The organism is Pseudomonas sp. TH43, assembly GCF_016650635.1.
Lineage (GTDB): Bacteria > Pseudomonadota > Gammaproteobacteria > Pseudomonadales > Pseudomonadaceae > Aquipseudomonas.
Window position 1 is genome coordinate 814,313 of the sequence record NZ_JAEKFI010000004.1, and the last position, 21,606, is coordinate 835,918.

Sequence of the window (21,606 nt, forward strand, 5' to 3'; positions counted from 1 at the left end):
CGGGACTAACAGCGGTGACGGGCGGATGGTCGAAATGAGCCTTGAATCGCCGACGTTCAGCCGTAATTAAGCCGCGCATTGTTATCATCACGACCTCTTCAGCCTGGATAAACCTTGCCTGCCATGTCCAACCTGACCGTTCGCTCCCACGCCGAGCGCCTGCCGCTGGGGCTCCCGGACGCTTTTTTCGACCGCGACGCGCAAGTGCTCGCGCAAGATCTGCTCGGCAAAGTCATCCGCCATCGGGTTGGCGACTTATGGCTGAGCGCGCGGATCATCGAAACCGAAGCGTATTACTGCGCGGAAAAAGGCAGTCATGCCTCCCTTGGCTATACGGAAAAGCGTAAGGCTTTGTTTCTGGATGGCGGCCACATCTATATGTATTACGCCCGTGGCGGCGATTCGCTGAACTTCAGCGCGCAGGGTCCGGGCAACGCCGTACTGATCAAATCCGCTTATCCGTGGGTCGATGACATCAGTGGTCCGGCGAGTCTGGCGCAGATGCTGTTGAACAATCCCGATGCTCAGGGGCGTGCCCGCCCTTCGCAGAAGCTCTGCGCCGGGCAGACCTTGCTGTGCAAGGCACTCGGGCTGAAAGTGCCGATGTGGGACGCCAAACGTTTCGATCACGAAGTACTTCTGGTAGAAGACACCGGGCCCGCACCTTCGCACATTATCCAGACCACCCGTTTGGGCATCCCCCACGGCCGCGACGAACACTTGATGTACCGCTTCGTCGACGCGACCTACGCGCAATGGTGCACGCGGAACCCGTTGCGCCGGGGTCAGGTCGAAGGCCGCGACTATTTTCTGCTGTAAATACACACTCCTGCAGGAGCCGCCGAAGGCTGCGATCTTTTGATCTTTTGCAAAGCAAAGATCGCAGCCTGCGGCAGCTCCTACAGGAGGCCACTAATGATTTGGAGTTGTTTGTATGGGGCCATGGCTCGATAGCGTGACCGGTTGGCTGGCGGCCAATCCGCAGTGGCTGGCCGCAGCGGTGTTCATCGTTGCTTGCGTGGAGTGCCTGGCGATTGCCGGTTTGATCGTGCCCGGCACGGTGCTGCTGTTTGCCATCGCCGTATTGGCCGGCAGCGGCGCGCTGTCGTTGAGCGAGACCTTGCTGCTGGGTTTCCTCGGCGGGATTCTCGGCGACTTGATTTCGTATTTCCTCGGCCGCCACTTCCACCAGAACATCCGCCGCTTGCCGGGGCTGCGCCATCATCCGGAATGGATGGCCGGCGCCGAAAGCTATTTCCAGCGCTACGGCATCGCGAGCCTGTTGGTCGGTCGCTTCATCGGCCCTTTGCGTCCGATGCTGCCAATGGTTGCCGGGATGTGCGACATGCCCTTCCCGCGTTTTGCCGCCGTCAGCCTGTTGGCCGCCGCCGGCTGGAGCCTCGCTTACCTGCTGCCGGGCTGGGCAACCGGCGCGGCGATTCGCTTGCCACTGCCGGAGGGCTTCTGGCTGGAAGCGGGGATTGTTGCAGCAAGCATTGCGGTAATGGTCGGCCTCAGCGTCAACAGCAGCCTGCGCCGCCATCGCCGCGCGACGATCTGGATCAGCAGCATGAGCCTGTTGATCCTGATTGGCCTGTTCATCGGTTATCCGTACCTGACGGCGCTCGATCAAGGCGTGATGACCCTGGTGCAGGAGCATCGTCAACCGATGCTCGATGAGATCGCGGTGACGTTTACCCTGATCGGCGAATTCCGCAACATGCTGATGTTCAGCGCCCTGCTTACCGGCCTGTTGCTGCTGTGTCGACAATGGCGTCAGGCAATCTTTGCCGGCGGCGTGTTGCTCTGCACAGCGTTGCTGAACACCGGCACCAAAATGTTTTTCGCTCGGGTACGCCCGGAAGTGTTGAGTGATCCGCTGACCAGTTACAGCATGCCCAGCGGCCACGCATCCGGCTCGTTTGCGCTGTTCCTGGTGCTGGCCGTTCTGGCAGGCCGGGGACAACCGCCGCGCATGCGCCTGACCTGGCTGCTGCTCGGTTGCATTCCGGCGTTGTCGATTGCGTTATCGCGGGTTTACCTGGGGGCGCATTGGCCGACGGACATCCTCGCCGGGGCGATGTTGGCGGCGTGCGTGTGTGCGGCGGGACTGTGGTTGAGCCAGCGTAAAGAGCCGCTCAATGCCATGCCGGTCAAGGTCTGGTGGTTGATTTTGCCGGCCTTGCTGGTGTTGTTCAGTCTGTTTGTGTTTCGGCATTTGCCGAACACGATGCTGCGCTACGCCTATTGAAGATCAAAAGATCGCTGCCTGCGGCAGCTCCTACATGAGCTGAGTGTTTGTCATGTAGGAATTGCCGCAGGCTGCGATCTTTTGCAGTCAGTCAGGCAAACAACTCGCCCTGCAACTCATCGAGCAACGCCTGGATCGCATCCAGCCGCTGCTGTGGATCGTCGAGTTGCAGCAGGTCGATCTTGTCTTCTTCGGCGAACGGCAACAGATACGCCAACTGATTGGCCAGCGACTGCTGGCCAAGCGCGTCAGTGCCCATGTTCAACGCCTCGACCATCGGGTGTTCGGCCAAGGCCTTGAGCAACGCCACCAGATCGGCGTCTTCGTCCTGCAACGGTTGCTCGGGTTCATCGTCCAGCCATTCGACGTCGGCGAGGATCAACTGATCGCGCTGCACTTCAGTGCGCAATACATTGAAGCGGCGCCCACCCTGCACGCGAATTCCCAACAAGCCGTTGTCCTGTTGCTGGAAGTCGGTGATCCGTGCCTCGCAACCAACCAGCGCAAAACCTTCCGGCGCCAGGCCAACTTCGTCGCCCTCAAGAATGCACACCACGCCAAAACCACCGCTCTGTTTCATGCAGCGGCCGATCATGTCGAGATAGCGCGCCTCGAAGATCTGCAAATCGAGGTTGCAGCCGGGAAACAGCACTGTGTTCAGCGGGAAAAGCGGCAGACTCATAGACATTTCCTTACACTACCATCGACACCGCCAACGGCAGGAACACCGCCGTGGCCACGCCCATCAGACTCATCGCCAGCGCCGCGAAGGCGCCGCACTCATCACTTTCCTGCATCGCCACCGCCGTGCCGACCGCGTGCGCGGTCATGCCCAGCGCCATGCCGCGCGCCTCGGGGCTGTGCACACCGAGACGGTTCAACAGCGTCGGGCCGAAGATCGCGCCGATCACCCCGGTAATCAGCACGAACACCGCAGCCAGTGCTGCGACGCCACCGATCTGCTCCGCCACCAACATCGCAATCGGCGAAGTGACCGACTTCGGCGCCATGGTCATCAGGATCATGTGTTCGGCGCCGAACCACCAACCGAGCAAAACGCCCATGCCCGTCGCAACCACCCCGCCTATCACCAGCGTAGTAAAAATCGGCCAGAACAATTGGCGGATGCGTTTGAGGTTCAAATACAACGGCACCGCCAGCGCCACCGTTGCCGGGCCGAGCAGAATGCTGAGGATCTCGGTGCTCTTGCGGTACTCGGCATAAGTCAGGCCACAGCCGACCAGCACGCCGATCACCAACAGCATGGAGACCAGCACCGGTTGCAGAAAGATCCAGCGGGTTTTCTCGAACGCCGCCAGCACCAGTTGATAGGCGCCGAGCGTGATGCCTATGCCGAACAACGGGTGATGAATGACCGAAGCCCAGGCACCCTGCCAATCAAAGAGCATCAGGACTCCTCCGAGCGGTGCGCGTGCCGCTTGACCATGCGTTGCATCAGCACGCCGGCAAAGGCCATCGACAGGATCAGCGACACCACCAGGGCGCCGACAATCGCCCAGAAATCCGCGGCAATTGCCGTGGCGTAAACCATTACACCCACCGCCGGCGGCACCAGCAACAAAGGCAGATAACGCAGCAGACTGCCGGCCGCCAGGTTCAGTGGCTCGCCGACTTCACCGCGAATGATCAGGAATATCAGCAACAGCAGCAGGCCGATGATCGGCCCCGGCAGCACCGGCAACAGCAAATGATTGATCGCCGTGCCGAGCAATTGGAACAGCACCAGCAGGGTCAGGCCACGTAGCAACATCCGACATCTCCGTCTTACTTTTCACCCAGCGGGGGCTCGGCATTATAAGCACGCCTGCGCTATGGATCGGCATTCGCCAAAAGCATGGTCGGTTGACCGGAGCAAATCGCCATGATGATCTACAGTGGTTCGCAGGGCGGTCAAATCCCCCACCCAAAAAACTATAAAACCGATGAACCCAAGGAGAGTCTCAATGCCCTATGTTCCCGTTGCAGAGCTCAAAGATTATGTCGGCAAGGAACTCGGACGTTCCGAATGGCTCACCATCGATCAGGAACGCATCAACCTGTTCGCCGAAGCCACCGGGGATTATCAGTTCATTCACGTCGACCCGGTCAAAGCCGCGCAAACGCCATTTGGCAGCACCATAGCCCACGGCTTCCTGTCGTTGTCGCTGATGCCGAAACTGATGGAAGACATCCTCGTCCTGCCGCAAGGCGTGAAGATGGTGGTCAACTATGGTCTGGACAGCGTGCGCTTCATCCAGCCGGTCAAGGTCAATTCGAAAGTCCGCCTGAAGGTGGATATGGTTGAAGTCACCGAGAAAAAACCTGGCCAGTGGCTGCTCAAAGCCACCGCAACGCTTGAGATAGAAGGCTCGGACAAACCGGCCTATATCGCCGAGCCACTGTCGCTCTGCTTCGTCTAAACGTTCCGGATGCGAAGCAGCGCACGCTGTTTCGCGTCAACACTGTTTTTACCGGCTGCATTAGGTCACACAGCTGCGGCATACTCGGTCGCCTAATTGCCCGGATCCCGCTATGCGCCCACTCGCTTCTCTAGCACCGCTTGCCATGACCCTTTTGCTTGCCGCTTGCGGCGACGGCGAATCGCTGTTGCCTCCCGATGCGCGCCTGCCGGATGGCGGACGCTATCGCGGTGAACTGGTCGATGGCTTGTTGCAAGGTCAGGGACGCGTCGACTACCCCAACGGCAGTTGGTACGCCGGGCAGTTCGACAAGGGCCAGTGGCACGGTCAGGGCGAATGGCACGGCAGCAATGGCGAGGTCTATCGCGGCCAGTTCCAGCAAGGCCTGTTCGACGGCCAGGGCAGCCTGACCACCAATGCCAGCAGTTACACCGGCGGCTTCAAACAAGGCCGGCGCGATGGCGAAGGTACGCTGAAAGAAAACGCCATGACCTACCGTGGCGAATTCAAGGCTGACCAGTATTCCGGGCTCGGCCGTCTCGAAATGGACGACGGCAGCTCCTATCAAGGCCAGTTCGCCCACGGCAAACCCAACGGTGAAGGCCAGCGTGGCGACGCCAGCGGCAACTCGTTCACCGGGCATTTCGTCAACGGTCAGCTGGAAGGCAACGGCACGTTCAACAGCGCCGACGGTGACATCTATGTCGGCGGCTTCAAGAACAATCAATTGCACGGCAAGGGCCGCTACGAAAATGCCGACGGCGATGTCTGGCTCGGCCAGTTCAAGGAAGGCGCGCTGACCGGCAAGGGCGAATTGATCGGTGCCGACGGCAGCCATTACGTTGGCGAGTTCAGCGACTGGCGCTTCAGCGGTCAGGGCCGACTGAATCTGTCCGACGGCAGCTTTTATATCGGCGGTTTCGACAACGACAGTTACTCCGGGCGCGGCACGCTGGTGCTCACCGATGGCAGCGTGATGAGCGGCACCTGGATCAACGGCCAGCGCGTGCGCGATGCCGATGGCAAGTTGCTGCCCGACACCCTCGAACTCGGCCTGCTCGCCCAGGGCCGACTGCTCAACGATGCACTGGCCGCCGTTCCGGCCTCGACGCCAGCGGTCGAGCTGTACACCCTGACACTGGGCGGCGACGGCAAGCAGAGCGTGTTTCTGCGTGAATCCGACTACGTCGCCAACATGCTTTCCACGCGTTTTGGCGCGTATGGCCAGATCCGTCTGGTCAACCACCGTGACCACCTCGGCGACCGGCCGATGGCCACCCGCGAGAATCTGCGGCGAGCGGCACAGACCCTCGCTGAACGCAGTGGCCCGGAAGACTTGCTGTTCATCTACCTGACCAGCCACGGCACCGCCGAGCATGAACTGGTGCTCGACCAGCCGCGCATGGAACTCGCCGATCTGCCCGCCGACGAACTCGCCGCCGTGCTGGCGCCGCTGAAAAACCGCGACAAGATCATCGTGATCTCTTCGTGCTACTCAGGCGGTTTCATTCCTGCCCTGAAAGACGAGCGCACGCTGATCATGACCGCATCACGCGCTGATCGCGTTTCGTTCGGCTGCTCCGAAGAAGCCAACTTCACCTACTTCGGCGACGCGCTGTTCGCCCAGGCGCTGAACCAGACCGACGATCTCGAGCAAGCATTCAAACTGGCCAAGGCCACTGTCGCCGAGCGAGAACTGGCGGATAATTTCGAAGCGTCCGAGCCGCAAATCTGGGCGCCGAAAACTGTGCTGTCGCACTGGCAACTGCTGCGTAAACAGCAAGCCAGAAAAGCGTTGCAAAGTGCTGCATTGAACGACGGAGCGATAAAGAGCAACTAAGCTGAACAGTATCAAGGGAGAGACACTATGTACTTGACGCCTCAGCACGTTTTGCTAGCCGGAGCCACCGGTTTGACCGGTGAACATCTACTCGACCGTTTGCTCAACGAGCCAACGATCACCCGCGTGCTCGCCCCTTCGCGTCGGCCATTGGCCGAGCATCCGCACCTGGAAAACCCGGTCGGTGATCCGCAGGTATTTCTGCCGCAGCTTTCGGGGCGCGTCGACATCGCCTATTGCTGTCTTGGTACGACCATCAAGCAAGCGGGCTCGGAAGCGGCGTTTCGCGCGGTGGATCTGGACATGGTCGTGGCGTTTGCCAAACGCGCACGGGAAATGGGCGCGCGGCATCTGATTGTGATCAGTGCAATTGGCGCCGATCCGAAATCATCGGTTTTCTACAATCGGGTCAAAGGCGAAATGGAGCAGGCACTGCGTGCGCAGGACTGGCCGCAACTGACTATTTGCCGGCCCTCGCTGTTGTTGGGTGAACGCACGGAGCCGCGCCTCGCCGAACAGTTGGCCGGGCCGCTGTCGAAGCTGATTCCGGGTAAATACCGTGGCATCGAGGCGTGCCAACTGGCGCGAGCGATGTGGCGACTGGCGCTGGAAGAACAGGATGGCGTGCGGGTGATTGAGTCGGATGATCTGAGGAAGCTCGGCAAATAACCCCCAGCGTTTTTGAGGACGCTTTCGCGAGCAGGCTCGCTCCCACAGTTTCGCGTATCCCCTGTGGGAGCGAGCCTGCTCGCGAATGGAGTGCAAAGCACTCCCCTACAATCCGCCAGTCGCCTGAAACCCCACGCCAATGACGGTGAGCAAAGACAACGGCAAAAGCAGCGTATCCAACAAAGCACTCGCCGGCAGATCCACCCCCGGATAGCTTGGCGCCTCAGCGCCAAACCGATCCATCGCGCAACACCCGCCATTCATTGCATACAAATCCAGCCGCGTCCCCGAATACACCACCGGCGCCCCGGGCTTGGCCGCATCGAGCGTTCGCGCCGTGGCGCAACCCGTCAGATGCAGCGCCAGCACTATCACCAACAGAGACGCCAGCCGCTTATTCATCGCTGCTCAGATGATGTTCACCCCAACGCGGCAGCATGTCCTGAGGAATCCCCAGCAGATTGAGAATCCGCGCCACGACGAAATCGATCAGGTCATCGATGGTCTGCGGCTGGTGATAAAAGCCTGGCGAGGCAGGCAGGATGGTCACGCCCATGTTCGACAGCTTGAGCATGTGTTCCAGATGAATGCTCGAATACGGCGCCTCGCGCGGCACCAGAATCAACTGGCGGCGTTCTTTCAGCGTCACGTCCGCGGCACGTTCGATCAGGTTGTTGCAGGCACCCGTGGCAATCGCCGACAGCGTCCCGGTGGAACACGGCACCACGACCATCGCTGCTGGCGCGCCGGAACCCGAGGCCACCGGCGACATCCAGTCTTCCTTGCCATACACGCGAATCTGCCCGGCTGCGGCCCCGGTGTATTCAGTCAGAAACGCCTGCATCGTCTGCGGCTTGGGTGGCAGCGTCACATCGGTCTCGGTGGCCATCACCAGTTGCGCAGCCTTGGAGATCAGGAAGTGAACTTCGCGATCTTCACGCACCAGGCAATCGAGCAGGCGCAAGCCATACTGCGCGCCGGACGCGCCGGTCATCGCCAGCGTGATGCGTTCGGGGCCATTGCTCTGCAAACGAGTGTTCATTGCAGCGCCTCGGCGAGTTTGCCGTGCAGGCCGCCGAAGCCGCCGTTGCTCATGATCACCACATGAGTGCCGGGCTGGGCCTGGCTTTTCACGCGTTCGATGATGCCTTCCAGCGAATCGCTGACAATCGATGGCACGGTGCACAGTGCAGCCGTGCCCGCCAGATCCCAGCCGAGGTTCGCCGGGGCGTACCAGATCACTTGATCGGCATCGTTCACGCTCTCCGGCAAACCGTCACGGTGCGCGCCGAGCTTCATTGAGTTGGAACGCGGTTCGATAATCGCAATCAACGGCGCATCGCCGATACGCTTGCGCAAACCGTCGAGCGTGGTGGCAATCGCGGTCGGGTGATGAGCGAAGTCGTCGTAAATAGTGATGCCGCGTACTTCGGCGACTTTCTCCATACGGCGTTTGACGTTCTTGAACGCGCTCAACCCGGCAATGCCCATCGACGGCACCACACCAACATGACGCGCAGCCGCCAAAGCAGCCAAGGCGTTGGCGACGTTGTGCTGACCGGTCAGCTCCCACTCGACGGTGCCTTGGGACACGCCTTCAAACATCACTTCGAAGGCCGAGCCGTCCTCGCTCAACAATTTGACTTGCCACTGACCGCCCGCACCGGTGGTTTGCACCGGGGTCCAGCAACCCATTTCGATCACACGCTGCAAGGCAGGCTCGGTGGTCGGATGGATCACCAGGCCTTCGCTCGGGATAGTACGCACCAAGTGATGGAATTGCCGCTCGATTGCCGGCAGATCCGGGAAGATGTCGGCGTGATCGAACTCTAGATTGTTGAGGATTGCGGTGCGCGGACGGTAGTGAACGAATTTCGAGCGCTTGTCGAAGAACGCGCTGTCGTATTCATCAGCTTCGATCACGAAGAACGGCGTGCCACCCAGACGGGCCGACACCGAGAAATTCTGCGGCACACCACCGATGAGGAAGCCCGGGCTCATGCCGGCGTGCTCCAGCACCCAGGCAAGCATGCTGCTGGTGGTGGTTTTACCATGCGTGCCGGCAACCGCCAGCACCCAACGTCCTTGCAGCACATGATCAGCCAGCCACTGCGGGCCGGAAACGTACGGCAGGCCTTTGTTCAGCACATATTCCACCGCCGGGTTGCCGCGGGACATGGCGTTGCCGATGACCACCAGATCCGGTGCCGGATCGAGCTGCGCCGGATCGTAACCCTGCGTCAGCTGAATGCCCTGGGCTTCAAGCTGCGTGCTCATTGGTGGATAGACGTTGGCGTCGGAGCCGGTCACGTGATGGCCCAGCTCTTTGGCCAACACCGCCATCGAGCCCATGAAAGTCCCGCAGATACCCAGAATATGAATGTGCATAGTCGACCTCGTAAAACATGGCCGCAGGTTAGCGTAGGGAGGGGGAAATCGCACTCTTTAGGTGATTGGGCCGGGTGGGTGGGTCTTAACATCTCGGATCGACTGCAGACTGCCACCCTCACCCCAGCCCTATCCCAGAGGGAGAGGGAGCCGATCTGTGTTGCCTTCAAATCCTGAGTTCGACTCGATAGTTCAGGTCGGCGTAGATCATCAGACCGACTCGGTCAGTCCCCTCTCCCCGTGGGAGAGGGCTAGGGTGAGGGCCTTCTAACTGACTCGCCGCTCAATGCCATGCTTACGCAGCTTTCTATAAAGGGTATTGCGGCTAACCCCAAGCTGCTCAGCCGTATGCGTCATATGCCACCGCGTCTGCTCCAACGTTTTAAGCAGGGCAATCCGCTCTGCGTCTGCCAGTGGGTGTTCGCCAGACTCGGCTGGCGGAAGGACTGGACGCCCCTGCCGAATCATCGCCGGCAAATCCTCCAGCCCGATCCGCCCTTCATCACACAACGCCGCCAGCGTGCGCAGGACATTGCGCAACTGCCGCACATTCCCCGGCCAGTTGAACGCCAGCAACGCCTGACGCGCCGGCTCTTCGATCAGGATCGTATCGCCGCCCGCCTCCTCGGCCAGCAGAAAATCCAGCAACTGCGATTTATCACTGCGCTCGCGCAATGCCGGCAGCGCGACTTCCAGCCCATTGAGCCGGTAATACAAATCCTCACGAAAACTACCGTCCTCGACCCGCCCGAGCAAATTGCGGTGGGTCGCACTGATGATTCGCACGTTGACTGCTTCCGGCTCACCGCCGATCGGCACCACTTGCCGATCCTCAAGCACCCGCAACAAACGCGTCTGCAAGGCCAGCGGCATGTCACCGATTTCATCAAGGAACAACGTGCCGCCATCGGCCTGCTGCAACTTGCCGCGCATGCCGTCCTTGCGCGCGCCGGTGAAACTGCCGCCGCGATAGCCGAACAGTTCGCTTTCGATCAGGCTTTCCGGGATGGCTGCGCAATTGAGCGCGACGAAGGCTTTACCCGAGCGCTGACTGGCCAGATGCACAGCCTTGGCGAAGGCTTCCTTGCCGGAGCCGGTCTCACCATTGATCAGCAGCGGCACGTCGCGCTCGAACACGCGCAGCGCTTTGCGGAAATCGGCCTGCAGTGCAGCGTCCCCCAGGCAGATGCCGGAAAGGCGCGGAGCTTCGATTGTTTTTGCTGCCGGGGTGATCGGCGACGGCTTGCGCGACTCACCGCGCAACACGGCAAACAAATGCCGCCCGTCACGGGTACGCAGCGGCCAACTGGCGCTGGCATTGGCACTCGCGCGGCCAAGCAATTCACCCAGCGAACAATCGAAAAACGCCTCCACCGGTTTCCCCAGCAAGCCACCGCGAATATGCCCGAGCAGGTTCAGCGCACTCTGGTTGACCGCGCTGATCCGCCCTTCCCCGTCGAACGCCAACAAGCCCTCACTGAACAGGCCGACAGATTCAGCCTGCAGATGAAAGCGCAGCAACCATTGGTTATCGAAACAGCGCAGGAAGTAGCAGCTCTCGATCATCTTCGCCGACAGATTGACCAGCGCCATGGTGTGGAACTGGCTCTGACGCGAGACGTCGTGGCGTGCCGAGGACACGTCGAGCACCGCGAGCAGTTCGCCATGCGGGTCGAACACCGGGCTTGCCGAGCAGGTCAGGCCCGTGTGACGGCCGCGAAAGTGTTCATCTTGATGGATGGTCAGCGACTGGCGCTCGACCAGGCAGGTGCCGATGCCGTTGGTGCCTTCACAGGCTTCGCTCCAGTCGGCACCGAGCCAGAGGCCGGCGCGTTCGAAGATCTTGCGTTCGGCGGGTGCGGTAACGCAGTTGAGGATCACCCCGCGCGCATCGGTCAGCAACACCGCGTGGCCGGCGCCGGAGAGTTGCTGATGCAGGCTGCTCATTTCAGTGCCGGCGATCTGCAGAACCTGTTGCAGACGTTCGCGACTTTCCAGCACACGTCCGTGTTCGAGCACGGTCGGTGCCATGCTCAGCGCCGGGTCGAGGTGATAGTCCTCAAGGCAACGCAGCCACGACCGGGCAATCGACGGATCGGCACCGGGCCCGTGCAGGTGCGGTTTGCCCTGGGTAACGGTGAGAACCTGTTGGGCATGGCGACTCAAATGGTTGTCGTGCATTTCTTATTGTTCTCCCCGAGGCTCGGCGGCCCAATGCTTGAGGTGACGCCCAGCATCCTCCAGCCGCTACGGCATTGCAATGCTGGCAAGACTACCCGGTCACTGGCTGTGCCGAAAACGGTACAAACTGTCACTCCGACTGTACCGAAACCGTCACAGCGGCAATCCGCTCGTCCGACACAAACCACGCAACGCCTTGATTTACCTGACCTGCACGGCAGTGGCCCGACCTTTGCTCTACGCTTATAGCAAGCGCACCTGCGCGTTTCTCTAATAAGTACAAAGCCAAGGAGAACAATCATGCTTTATGCTCACCCCGGTACTGAAGGCGCCAAAGTCTCGTTCAAGAGCAAGTACGGTAACTACATCGGCGGCGAGTTCGTCGCGCCTGTCAAAGGTCAGTACTTCATCAACACTTCGCCAGTAAATGGCCAGCCGATTGCCGAATTCCCGCGCTCCACTGCCGAAGACATCGACAAGGCACTGGACGCCGCCCACGCCGCTGCCGATGCATGGGGCTCGACGTCCGTGCAGGCGCGCTCGCTGATTTTGCTGAAGATCGCCGACCGCATCGAACAGAACCTCGAACTGCTGGCGATCACCGAAACCTGGGACAACGGCAAAGCCATCCGCGAAACCCTCAACGCCGATATCCCGCTGGCCGCCGACCATTTCCGCTACTTCGCCGGGTGCCTGCGCGCCCAGGAAGGCAGCGCGGCCGAAATCGACGGCAACACCGTGGCCTATCACATCCATGAACCACTGGGCGTGGTCGGCCAGATCATTCCGTGGAACTTCCCGATCCTGATGGCCGCGTGGAAACTCGCGCCAGCGCTGGCCGCCGGTAACTGCGTGGTGCTCAAGCCGGCCGAACAAACCCCGCTGGGCATCACCGTGCTGATGGAACTGATCGGCGACTTGCTGCCACCTGGCGTGCTTAACGTGGTGCAAGGCTTCGGCAAAGAAGCCGGCGAAGCGCTGGCGACCAGCAAACGCATCGCCAAGATCGCCTTCACCGGCTCGACCCCGGTCGGTTCGCACATCATGAAATGCGCTGCCGAAAACATCATTCCGTCGACCGTGGAACTGGGCGGCAAGTCGCCGAACATCTTCTTCGAAGACATCATGCAGGCCGAGCCGACCTTCATCGAAAAAGCCGCCGAGGGTCTGGTGCTGGCCTTCTTCAACCAGGGCGAAGTCTGCACCTGCCCTTCCCGTGCACTGGTGCAGGAATCGATCTACGACGAGTTCATGGCCGTCGTGATGAAGAAAGTTCTGCAAATCAAACGTGGCGACCCACTGGACACCGACACCATGGTCGGCGCGCAGGCATCCGAGCAGCAGTTCGACAAGATTCTGTCTTACCTGGAAATCGCCAAGGGTGAAGGCGCCGAACTGCTGACCGGCGGCAAGGTGGAAAAACTCGAGGGCAATCTGTCGACCGGTTATTACATCCAGCCGACCCTGCTCAAGGGCACCAACAAGATGCGCGTGTTCCAGGAGGAAATCTTCGGGCCGGTGGTGAGCATCACCACGTTCAAGGACGAAGCTGAAGCCCTGGCCATCGCCAACGACACCGAGTTCGGCCTCGGCGCCGGCCTGTGGACCCGCGACATCAACCGAGCCTACCGCATGGGCCGCGCCATCAAGGCCGGTCGTGTGTGGACCAACTGCTACCACCTGTACCCGGCGCATGCCGCGTTTGGCGGGTACAAAAAGTCCGGCGTTGGGCGTGAAACTCACAAAATGATGCTCGACCACTATCAGCAGACCAAAAACCTGCTGGTGAGCTACGACATCAATCCGTTGGGCTTTTTCTAAGTTCGACTTTTGATCGTGTAACGGCGTTCGCGAGCAAGCTTTGCTCCTACAGGATTACGCAGGATCTGTAGGAGTATGGCTTGCCAGCGAAGGCGCCCCCAATGACACCACCAACCCAAGGTCTGGCCGCTCTGGCACGGCCCTTGCGTACCCGTCATTCAGGTTTTGCACCAAGACTGCCGCTGCGTGAACAGCATTCATCCACCCGAACCGCCGCACCTGAAAGTCCAACAAATCAAACAATAAAAAAGACAGCGAGGACTTATGACTTCCACCACACAGCTCAAACCCACACTCGGCACCCTGCACCTATGGGGCATTGCCGTCGGCCTGGTGATTTCCGGCGAATACTTCGGCTGGAGTTACGGCTGGGGCACTGCGGGCACCCTGGGTTTTCTGGTCACAGCCTTGATGGTCGCGACCATGTACACCTGCTTCATCTTCAGCTTTACCGAATTGACTACCGCGATCCCACACGCTGGCGGGCCATTTGCCTACAGCCGCCGGGCATTCGGCGAGAAAGGCGGTTTGATCGCCGGCATCGCCACGCTGATCGAGTTCGTCTTTGCACCACCGGCGATTGCCATGGCCATCGGCGCTTATCTCAACGTGCAATATCCCGAGCTTGATCCGAAGATCGCCGCCGTCGGCGCCTATTTCGTCTTCATGACGCTGAACATCCTCGGCGTCAGCATCGCCGCGACCTTCGAACTGGTGGTCACCGTGCTCGCCGTCGCTGAACTGCTGGTGTTCATGGGCGTGGTCGCGCCGGGCTTCAGCTTCAGCAATTTCGTGCTCAACGGCTGGTCGGGCTCGAACGAGTTCAGCATGGCCTCGATTCCCGGGATCTTTGCGGCGATACCGTTCGCGATCTGGTTTTTCCTCGCCATCGAAGGCGCGGCCATGGCGGCCGAAGAAGCCAAAGACCCGAAACGCACGATTCCCAAGGCTTACGTCAGCGGCATCCTGACCCTGGTGTTCCTCGCCATCGGTGTGATGGTCATGGCTGGCGGCGTTGGCGACTGGCGCCAACTGTCGAATATCAACGATCCACTGCCGCAAGCAATGAAAGCCGTGGTTGGCAATAACTCATCGTGGATGCACATGCTCGTATGGATCGGCCTGTTCGGTCTGGTGGCGAGTTTCCACGGGATTATTCTCGGCTACTCACGGCAGTTCTTCGCCCTCGCCCGCGCCGGTTATCTGCCGAAAGGCCTGGCCAAACTTTCACGCTTCCAGACCCCGCACCGCGCCATTCTGGCCGGCGGCGTGATCGGCATCGCGGCGATCTACAGCGACGGTCTGGTCAATCTGCAAGGCATGACCCTGACGGCGGCGATGATCACCATGTCGGTGTTTGGCGCCATCGTGATGTACATCATCAGCATGCTCAGCCTGTTCAAGTTGCGCAAAACCGAACCGAATCTGGAGCGCACCTTCCGCGCGCCGGGCTACCCGGTAGTGCCGGCGATTGCACTGTTTCTGGCCGTGGTATGCCTGGTGGCGATGGCGTGGTTCAACACGCTGATCGGTTGCGTGTTCCTGGGTTTCATGGCCGCCGGTTACCTGTATTTCCAGCTGACCGCCAAGCAACGCGCCGAAGCGCCGGCAGACGCTATGCTCGAAGGTATCTAGTTGCACCGGCACCGGGCCTTTCGCCTGGTGCCGGCATTATTGAAGTGCATGCAGATCCAATGTGGGAGCGAGCCTGCTCGCGAAGGCGGAGTGTCAGTCGACAACTGTTTGAATGTCAGTCCGTATTCGCGAGCAGGCTCGCTCCCACAAAGGTTCACTCCTATATAAAGCAGATTGCAGTAATTACCGGAGGACACCGCCCCATGGCCGCATTTGCCCATTCCGTCGGCGCCCAGACCTTTCGCTTCGACAGTCTCAAGGATGTGATGGCCAAGGCCAGCCCGGCGCGGTCCGGGGATTTTCTCGCCGGTGTCGCCGCACTCAACGACGGCGAGCGCGTGGCCGCGCAGATGGCGCTGGCCGACATCCCGCTCACGCATTTCCTACAGGAAGCGCTGATTCCCTACGAGTCCGATGAAGTCACCCGACTGATCATCGACACTCACGACAAACAGGCCTTCGCCGTCGTCAGTCACCTCACCGTGGGCGGCTTTCGGGACTGGTTGCTCAGCGACGCCGCCGATGAAACCAGTCTGCGTGATCTGGCTCCCGGCCTGACCCCGGAAATGGTCGCCGCCGTATCGAAGATCATGCGCGTGCAGGATTTGGTTCTGGTCGCGCAAAAAATCCGCGTGGTGACGAAGTTTCGCAGCACCCTCGGCCTACGCGGACGGTTATCCACAAGGCTACAACCCAATCACCCCACCGACGAACCGTCGGGCATTGCCGCGAGCATTCTCGACGGTCTGCTCTATGGCAACGGTGACGCGATGATTGGCATCAACCCGGCCACTGACAGCATCGCCTCGATCTGCGCGATGCTGGAAATGCTCGACGCGATCATCCAGCGCTACGACATTCCGACCCAGGCCTGCGTGCTCACCCACGTCACCACTTCTATAGAAGCGATCAACCGAGGCGTGCCGCTGGATCTGGTGTTCCAGTCCATCGCCGGCACTGAAGCGGCCAACGCCAGTTTCGGCATCAACCTGAATGTCTTGCAGGAAGGCTATGACGCCGGACTGAGCCTGAATCGTGGCACCCTCGGACAGAACCTGATGTATTTCGAAACCGGCCAAGGCAGTGCGCTGTCGGCCAACGCCCACCATGGCGTCGACCAGCAGACCTGCGAAACCCGGGCCTACGCCGTGGCGCGACATTTCAAGCCGTTCCTGGTGAACACCGTCGTAGGATTTATCGGCCCGGAATACCTCTACAACGGCAAACAGATCATCCGCGCCGGCCTCGAAGACCACTTCTGCGGCAAGTTGCTCGGTGTGCCGATGGGCTGCGACATCTGTTACACCAACCACGCCGAAGCCGATCAGGACGACATGGACACCCTGCTGACGCTCTTGGGTGTCGCCGGAATCAACTTCATCATGGGCATCCCCGGCTCCGACGACATCATGCTCAATTACCAGACCACCTCGTTTCACGACGCGCTCTACGCCAGGCAGACTTTGGGGCTGAAACCGGCGCCAGAGTTCGAGCTGTGGCTGGCCAATATGGGCATCTTCACCCAGGCGGACGGCAAGGTTCGCTTCGGTAACAACCTGCCGCCGGCCTTCCGCCAGGCGTTGGCGCAACTGGGATGAGTCACATGGAAAAACCGCCCATCGACCCGCAAAACCCTTGGCTGGAACTGCGCCGCCTGACCCCGGCGCGAATCGCCCTCGGCCGCACCGGCACCAGCCTGCCGACCCGCGCACAACTGGATTTCCAGTTTGCCCACGCCCAGGCGCGCGACGCCGTACACCTGCCGTTCGATCACGTCGGGCTCAGCACACAATTGAGTGAACGCGGGCGCGAAAGCCTGTTGCTGCACAGCGCGGCAGCGGATCGCAATAGCTACCTGCAACGCCCGGATCTGGGGCGCAAGCTCAGTGATGAGTCGGCGCAACACCTGCGCGATTACGCGGCGGCACATCCGGGCGGCGTCGATCTGGCAATTGTTGTGGCCGATGGCCTGTCAGCGCTGGCGGTGCATCGCCACACACTGCCGTTTCTCAGCCGTCTGGAAGAGCAAATGGACGGTGATGAATGGTCAATCGCGCCAATAGTGTTGGTGGAACAGGGGCGCGTTGCCGTCGGTGATGAAATTGGCCAATTGCTCGGTGCGAAAATGCTGGTGATGCTGATTGGCGAACGACCGGGCCTCAGCTCGCCGGACAGCCTGGGTTTGTATTTCACCTACAATCCAAAAACAGGGCTGACGGATGCCTACCGCAACTGTATTTCCAATGTCCGGCTGGAAGGTTTGAGCTACGGCATGGCGGCGCATCGCTTGCTGTACCTGATGCGCGAAGCCTGTCGGCGGCAGCTGTCAGGGGTCAATCTGAAAGACGAAGCGCAGGTTCAGACGCTTGAGTCGGACGCCAAAACGGACATTAAAGGAAACTTCCTACTCGATCCGCCCACAACCTGAACCGTTTCCGCATTGCGTTTCTGCGCCGGTTTCAGGCAGGATCGATGCACGGCCGCCAGGGTTTCCCATCGCCGTCAGAGCAGTTGAAGACAGCCACTTGAAGACGAGACCTATCATGCGGATTATTCAAGCGACCCTCGAACATCTGGATTTGTTGACTCCGTTGTTCGTCAAATATCGCGAGTTCTACGGTTCCCTGCCTTACCCGGATTCCTCCCGCGCGTTTCTGGAAAAACGTCTGCGTCGCAAGGAATCGGTGATCTATCTGGCCTTGGCCGACGATGACGACAAGAAACTGATGGGTTTCTGCCAGCTCTATCCGAGCTTTTCCTCGCTATCGCTAAAGCGCGTATGGATCCTCAACGACATTTATGTTGCCGAAGACGCCCGCCGCCAACTGGTCGCCGACAACCTGATCCGCACCGCGAAGAAAATGGCCAAGGAAACCCAAGCCGTGCGTATGCGCGTTTCCACCAGCAGCAATAACGAAGTCGCGCAGAAAACCTATGAGTCCATCGGCTTCAAGGAAGACACCGAATTCAAGAACTACGTGCTGCCGATCAGCGACGAGCTCTAAGATCAAAAGATCGCAGCCTGTAGAGGCTGCCGAAGGCTGCGATCTTTTCGCCTTACCCAACACTCCTGCGTCCCTGACAAATATTCACACCCCGACATCCCCCGCTACAAAACCAACGCGCTTTTCATCTTTCAGACCGTATAATCGCGATCTTTCCGGCTTGTAAGAAAAACTACACCTCGCTGTAGGCTTACACCCGATTCACCCGCACAGACCCGCTGAGTCGGGCCGACACACAGGTGCCTCCATGGATTTCAACCCGCTCGACCTTATCCTGCATCTCGATGTTTACCTCGATTTGCTGGTAACCAACTACGGGCCGTGGATCTACGCCATTCTGTTTCTGGTGATTTTCTGCGAAACCGGTCTGGTGGTGATGCCATTCCTGCCGGGCGATTCGCTGCTGTTCATTGCGGGCGCCGTAGCGGCGGGTGGCGGCATGGATCCGGTACTGTTGGGCGGTTTGCTGATGCTGGCGGCCATACTCGGCGATAGCACCAACTACGTGATCGGACGAACGGCAGGGGAAAGACTGTTCAACAACCCGAACTCGAAAATTTTCCGCCGCGACTACCTGCAAAAGACCCACGACTTCTATGACAAGCACGGTGGCAAGACCGTGACCCTGGCGCGCTTTCTGCCAATCATTCGCACCTTTGCCCCGTTCGTCGCGGGTGTGGCGAGAATGCCTTACCCGCGCTTCTTCGGCTTCAGCGTGCTGGGCACCATCCTCTGGGTGGGTGGCCTGGTGACGCTGGGCTACTTCTTCGGCAACGTCCCGTTCATCAAGAAAAATCTGTCGTTGCTGGTCGTGGCAATCATTCTGCTGTCGCTGGTGCCGATGATCATCGGCGTGGTCCGCAGCCGTTTCGGCGGTGCCAAAGCCGAAACTCGCTGAGCCATGTGGTCGCTGAGCGCCTGGCGACGCCGGCGCATTTTGGCCAAACACCCGATTGCCGACGACATGTGGCAACGGGTGCGCCATCACCTGAGCTTTCTCGACGGCATCACGGCCGAGCAAGACCAGTGGCTGCGCGAAGCCAGCGTGCTGTTCCTCGAAGAAAAACACCTGACCGCCCTGCCCGGCGTCGAGTTGCATCAGGAACAACGCCTGTTGCTCGCGGCCCAGGCGCAATTGCCGCTGCTCAACCTCGGTGATCTGAACTGGTATCAGGGTTTCCACGAAATCGTCCTCTATCCCGATGATTTTCTCAGCCCGCAGCGTCATCGCGATGCCAGTGGCGTCGAGCATGAGTGGGACGGCGAGCACAGCGGTGAAGCCTGGCAGCAGGGGCCGATCATCCTCGCCTGGCCGGGCGTGATGGCCAGCGGCGGCTGGGAAGGTTACAACCTGGTGATCCACGAACTGGCGCACAAACTCGACATGCTCAACGGCGACGCCAACGGACTGCCGCCGCTGCACGCCGACATGCGCGTCAGCGACTGGGCCGAGGTCATGCAGGCCGCTTATGACGATCTTGATGGCCAGCTTGAGCGTAACCCCGATGCCGAAACGGCCATCGATCCTTACGCCGCCGAAAACCCGGCGGAGTTCTTTGCGGTCACCAGCGAATACTTCTTCAGTGCTCCGGATCTGCTGCACGAGGCTTATCCACAGGTCTATGCGCAGTTGAAGCTTTTCTACCGTCAGGATCCGTTGGCCAGGTTGCGGCAACTTCAGGCCAGCGACCCGGTCTATCAGTCGCAACACTAAGCGCTGCACGACTTCTGGTACGTGGCGTCGGCGTAGGAATATGCCTATAATCGCCGCCACTTTTTGGTCAATCCGGCCAAGTGTTTTTGGTCAACTACGGGGGCAACGCCCAATGAGCTACAGCAAGATTCCGGCTGGCAAAGACCTGCCGAACGACATCTACGTCGCGATCGAGATCCCGGCCAACCACGCGCCGATCAAATACGAAATCGACAAAGACAGCGATTGCCTGTTCGTTGACCGTTTCATGGCCACCCCAATGTTCTACCCGGCCAACTACGGTTACATCCCGAACACCCTGGCTGACGACGGTGATCCCCTCGACGTGCTGGTTGTGACCCCTTACCCGGTTGCGCCAGGCTCGGTGATCCGCGCGCGTCCAGTCGGCATCCTGAACATGACCGACGACGGCGGCGGCGATGCCAAAGTCATCGCAGTCCCACACGACAAGCTGTCCCAGCTGTACGTCGACGTGAAGGAATACACTGACCTGCCGCCACTGCTGATCCAGCAGATCGAGCACTTCTTTGCGAACTACAAAGATCTCGAAAAAGGCAAATGGGTCAAGATCGAAGGCTGGGCCGGTGCTGACGCCGCTCGCGACGCGATCACCAAGTCGGTTGCTGCCTACAAAGGCTAAGCATCTGCGACTCGCGTAACGCCTGAAGAAAACCCCGGTTGATCCGGGGTTTTTTATGCTCGGTAAAAGCCGTCTTAAACAGTGTGTTTATGACGGACTACAGAAAAGTTTTAATCTGTGTAATTTCCCACAAGAGCGTCTTACATCCGGTCGCAAAATTCAGCTCGTTTTTGAACGCCCGGTTTATTCAAACCGCTCTGGCACGGCCGTAGACTCCGTGTTTATGAGAAAGAACACTAGCGGTCCAAGATTCAGGGCACTCCTGGGAGCAGCGAACATCTCGACCACGGATTTCGCAAAGTTCTGGGGCACGGAAGCCCAAAATGTCCACAACTGGTACACCCGGGGCGTCCCGGCGTATCGCATGGAAGAAGTCTCACGCCTGCTGTCCGTCAACAGCGAATGGCTGAAAACCGGCGAAGGCATCAAAGAGTCGCCGAGCCTGAACACGCCGGCCAGCAACGGCGACACCTTCGACGCTCAGGCCATCTGCGGCGTCTACACCGTCATCGACCCCAACGACATCAATCTGGCGTTCTTCAAAGAGACGTCGCTCAACAACGGCTCCGGCAAAACCCACGTCATCCAGGACCCGGACCAATCGATCCGCCTGCTGCGTGCCCACCTCGATCAACTGGACATCCGCCACTCCGACGCCATTTGCGCGCACATGATCGGCAACAGCATGGCCGAGCGTATCGAAGACGGTTCCGTCGTCGCCATCGACCGCGGCCTGACCCAAGTCGTCGACGGCGAAATCTACGCCATCGAACACGACGGCATGCTGCGCATCAAATACCTGCACCGCATGCCCGGCAACGGCCTGCGCCTGCGCAGCCACAACAGCGCCGAATACCCCGACGAAATCTTCCGGCCGGCACAGATTGAGGAACAGAGGATTCACATATTGGGCTGGGTGTTCTGGTGGTCGACCCTGAGCAAACGCAGACCGGTGGTGCCGTTTCTCTGATTTGACGACTAGCACTTCCCCCTGTAGGAGTGAGCCTGCTCGCGATGAGGCCCTGAAAAGCGGTACAAATCC

The 21,606-nt window shown here is 60.0% G+C and carries 21 protein-coding genes; 14 read left to right on the forward strand and 7 right to left on the reverse strand.

Annotated features, from left to right (window positions below; genetic code table 11):
* Window positions 1-123: 123 nt before the first annotated feature.
* A complete protein-coding gene (locus JFT81_RS20030; protein ID WP_201230598.1) occupies window positions 124-819 on the forward strand; it encodes a DNA-3-methyladenine glycosylase in 696 nt (231 codons plus the stop codon).
* Window positions 820-934: 115 nt separating this feature from the next.
* Complete coding sequence (locus JFT81_RS20035; RefSeq protein ID WP_201228637.1) at window positions 935-2,251, forward strand: bifunctional DedA family/phosphatase PAP2 family protein; 1,317 nt, start codon at window positions 935-937, stop codon at window positions 2,249-2,251.
* Window positions 2,252-2,342: 91 nt separating this feature from the next.
* Here JFT81_RS20035 and JFT81_RS20040 read toward each other — a convergent pair whose 3' ends face one another.
* From JFT81_RS20040 to JFT81_RS20050, 3 genes are read right to left on the reverse strand one after another with little or no spacing between them, the layout of a single operon-like run.
* The gene (locus tag JFT81_RS20040; protein WP_201148827.1) at window positions 2,343-2,933 is read right to left on the reverse strand and encodes an LON peptidase substrate-binding domain-containing protein; all 591 of its coding nucleotides are present in this window, start codon (window positions 2,931-2,933) and stop codon (window positions 2,343-2,345) included.
* A gap of 10 nt (window positions 2,934-2,943) precedes the next feature.
* Window positions 2,944-3,660: an LrgB family protein gene (locus tag JFT81_RS20045; protein ID WP_201228638.1), complete on the reverse strand. Its 717-nt coding sequence runs from the start codon at window positions 3,658-3,660 to the stop codon at window positions 2,944-2,946.
* Window positions 3,660-4,022 carry a CidA/LrgA family protein gene (locus JFT81_RS20050; RefSeq protein ID WP_201228639.1) on the reverse strand — a complete coding sequence of 121 codons (363 nt, stop codon included), beginning with the start codon at window positions 4,020-4,022 and terminating at the stop codon, window positions 3,660-3,662. Before JFT81_RS20050 ends, JFT81_RS20045 begins: the two co-directional genes overlap by 1 nt.
* Window positions 4,023-4,215: 193 nt before the next feature.
* Between JFT81_RS20050 and JFT81_RS20055 the strand changes: the two genes are divergently transcribed.
* The 3 genes from JFT81_RS20055 to JFT81_RS20065 all read left to right on the forward strand — a co-directional run bounded on the left by JFT81_RS20055 (window position 4,216) and on the right by JFT81_RS20065 (window position 7,180).
* A complete protein-coding gene (locus JFT81_RS20055) occupies window positions 4,216-4,671 on the forward strand; it encodes a MaoC family dehydratase (protein ID WP_201148825.1) in 456 nt (151 codons plus the stop codon).
* Between the two features lie 112 nt (window positions 4,672-4,783).
* Window positions 4,784-6,511 carry a C13 family peptidase gene (locus JFT81_RS20060; RefSeq protein ID WP_201228640.1) on the forward strand — a complete coding sequence of 576 codons (1,728 nt, stop codon included), beginning with the start codon at window positions 4,784-4,786 and terminating at the stop codon, window positions 6,509-6,511.
* Window positions 6,512-6,538: 27 nt separating this feature from the next.
* Window positions 6,539-7,180 (forward strand): oxidoreductase, encoded by a 642-nt coding sequence (locus JFT81_RS20065; protein WP_201228641.1) that lies wholly within the window; start codon window positions 6,539-6,541, stop codon window positions 7,178-7,180.
* Window positions 7,181-7,285: 105 nt separating this feature from the next.
* On the opposite strand, the gene JFT81_RS20070 is transcribed toward JFT81_RS20065, so the two are convergent.
* The 4 genes from JFT81_RS20070 to JFT81_RS20085 all read right to left on the reverse strand — a co-directional run bounded on the left by JFT81_RS20070 (window position 7,286) and on the right by JFT81_RS20085 (window position 11,749).
* Window positions 7,286-7,582, reverse strand: coding sequence for a YceK/YidQ family lipoprotein (locus JFT81_RS20070; protein WP_201228642.1), 297 nt, complete (start codon window positions 7,580-7,582; stop codon window positions 7,286-7,288).
* Window positions 7,575-8,222 carry a flavin prenyltransferase UbiX gene (ubiX, locus tag JFT81_RS20075; protein WP_201148822.1) on the reverse strand — a complete coding sequence of 216 codons (648 nt, stop codon included), beginning with the start codon at window positions 8,220-8,222 and terminating at the stop codon, window positions 7,575-7,577. The genes JFT81_RS20070 and ubiX overlap by 8 nt, the downstream gene beginning before the upstream one ends.
* Window positions 8,219-9,568, reverse strand: coding sequence for a UDP-N-acetylmuramate:L-alanyl-gamma-D-glutamyl-meso-diaminopimelate ligase (gene mpl, locus JFT81_RS20080; RefSeq protein WP_201228643.1), 1,350 nt, complete (start codon window positions 9,566-9,568; stop codon window positions 8,219-8,221). The genes ubiX and mpl overlap by 4 nt, the downstream gene beginning before the upstream one ends.
* Window positions 9,569-9,835: 267 nt before the next feature.
* Window positions 9,836-11,749, reverse strand: a complete 1,914-nt coding sequence (locus tag JFT81_RS20085) for a sigma-54-dependent Fis family transcriptional regulator (protein ID WP_201228644.1) — start codon at window positions 11,747-11,749, stop codon at window positions 9,836-9,838.
* Between the two features lie 300 nt (window positions 11,750-12,049).
* Between JFT81_RS20085 and JFT81_RS20090 the strand changes: the two genes are divergently transcribed.
* The 9 genes from JFT81_RS20090 (at window position 12,050) to JFT81_RS20130 (ending at window position 21,534) form a co-directional block, all read left to right on the forward strand.
* Window positions 12,050-13,570: an aldehyde dehydrogenase family protein gene (locus JFT81_RS20090; RefSeq protein ID WP_201228645.1), complete on the forward strand. Its 1,521-nt coding sequence runs from the start codon at window positions 12,050-12,052 to the stop codon at window positions 13,568-13,570.
* 264 nt (window positions 13,571-13,834) lie between these two features.
* Window positions 13,835-15,205 (forward strand): ethanolamine permease, encoded by a 1,371-nt coding sequence (gene eat / locus JFT81_RS20095; RefSeq protein ID WP_201228646.1) that lies wholly within the window; start codon window positions 13,835-13,837, stop codon window positions 15,203-15,205.
* 203 nt (window positions 15,206-15,408) lie between these two features.
* Window positions 15,409-16,803, forward strand: a complete 1,395-nt coding sequence (locus tag JFT81_RS20100) for an ethanolamine ammonia-lyase subunit EutB (protein WP_201228647.1) — start codon at window positions 15,409-15,411, stop codon at window positions 16,801-16,803.
* Between the two features lie 5 nt (window positions 16,804-16,808).
* On the forward strand, window positions 16,809-17,633 hold the full coding sequence (eutC, locus tag JFT81_RS20105) for an ethanolamine ammonia-lyase subunit EutC (RefSeq protein ID WP_201228648.1): 825 nt from the start codon (window positions 16,809-16,811) through the stop codon (window positions 17,631-17,633).
* Between the two features lie 115 nt (window positions 17,634-17,748).
* Complete coding sequence (locus JFT81_RS20110; RefSeq protein WP_003228592.1) at window positions 17,749-18,210, forward strand: GNAT family N-acetyltransferase; 462 nt, start codon at window positions 17,749-17,751, stop codon at window positions 18,208-18,210.
* Window positions 18,211-18,457: 247 nt separating this feature from the next.
* The gene (locus tag JFT81_RS20115; protein ID WP_201228649.1) at window positions 18,458-19,108 is read left to right on the forward strand and encodes a DedA family protein; all 651 of its coding nucleotides are present in this window, start codon (window positions 18,458-18,460) and stop codon (window positions 19,106-19,108) included.
* A gap of 3 nt (window positions 19,109-19,111) precedes the next feature.
* Window positions 19,112-19,924, forward strand: a complete 813-nt coding sequence (locus JFT81_RS20120; protein ID WP_201228650.1) for a zinc-dependent peptidase — start codon at window positions 19,112-19,114, stop codon at window positions 19,922-19,924.
* A 112-nt stretch (window positions 19,925-20,036) separates the two neighbouring features.
* Window positions 20,037-20,564, forward strand: a complete 528-nt coding sequence (gene ppa, locus JFT81_RS20125; RefSeq protein WP_008052339.1) for an inorganic diphosphatase — start codon at window positions 20,037-20,039, stop codon at window positions 20,562-20,564.
* Window positions 20,565-20,787: 223 nt separating this feature from the next.
* Entirely contained in the window at window positions 20,788-21,534 is a 747-nt protein-coding gene (locus tag JFT81_RS20130) for a helix-turn-helix transcriptional regulator (RefSeq protein WP_201198175.1), read from the forward strand.
* The last annotated feature ends 72 nt before the right edge of the window (window positions 21,535-21,606 follow it).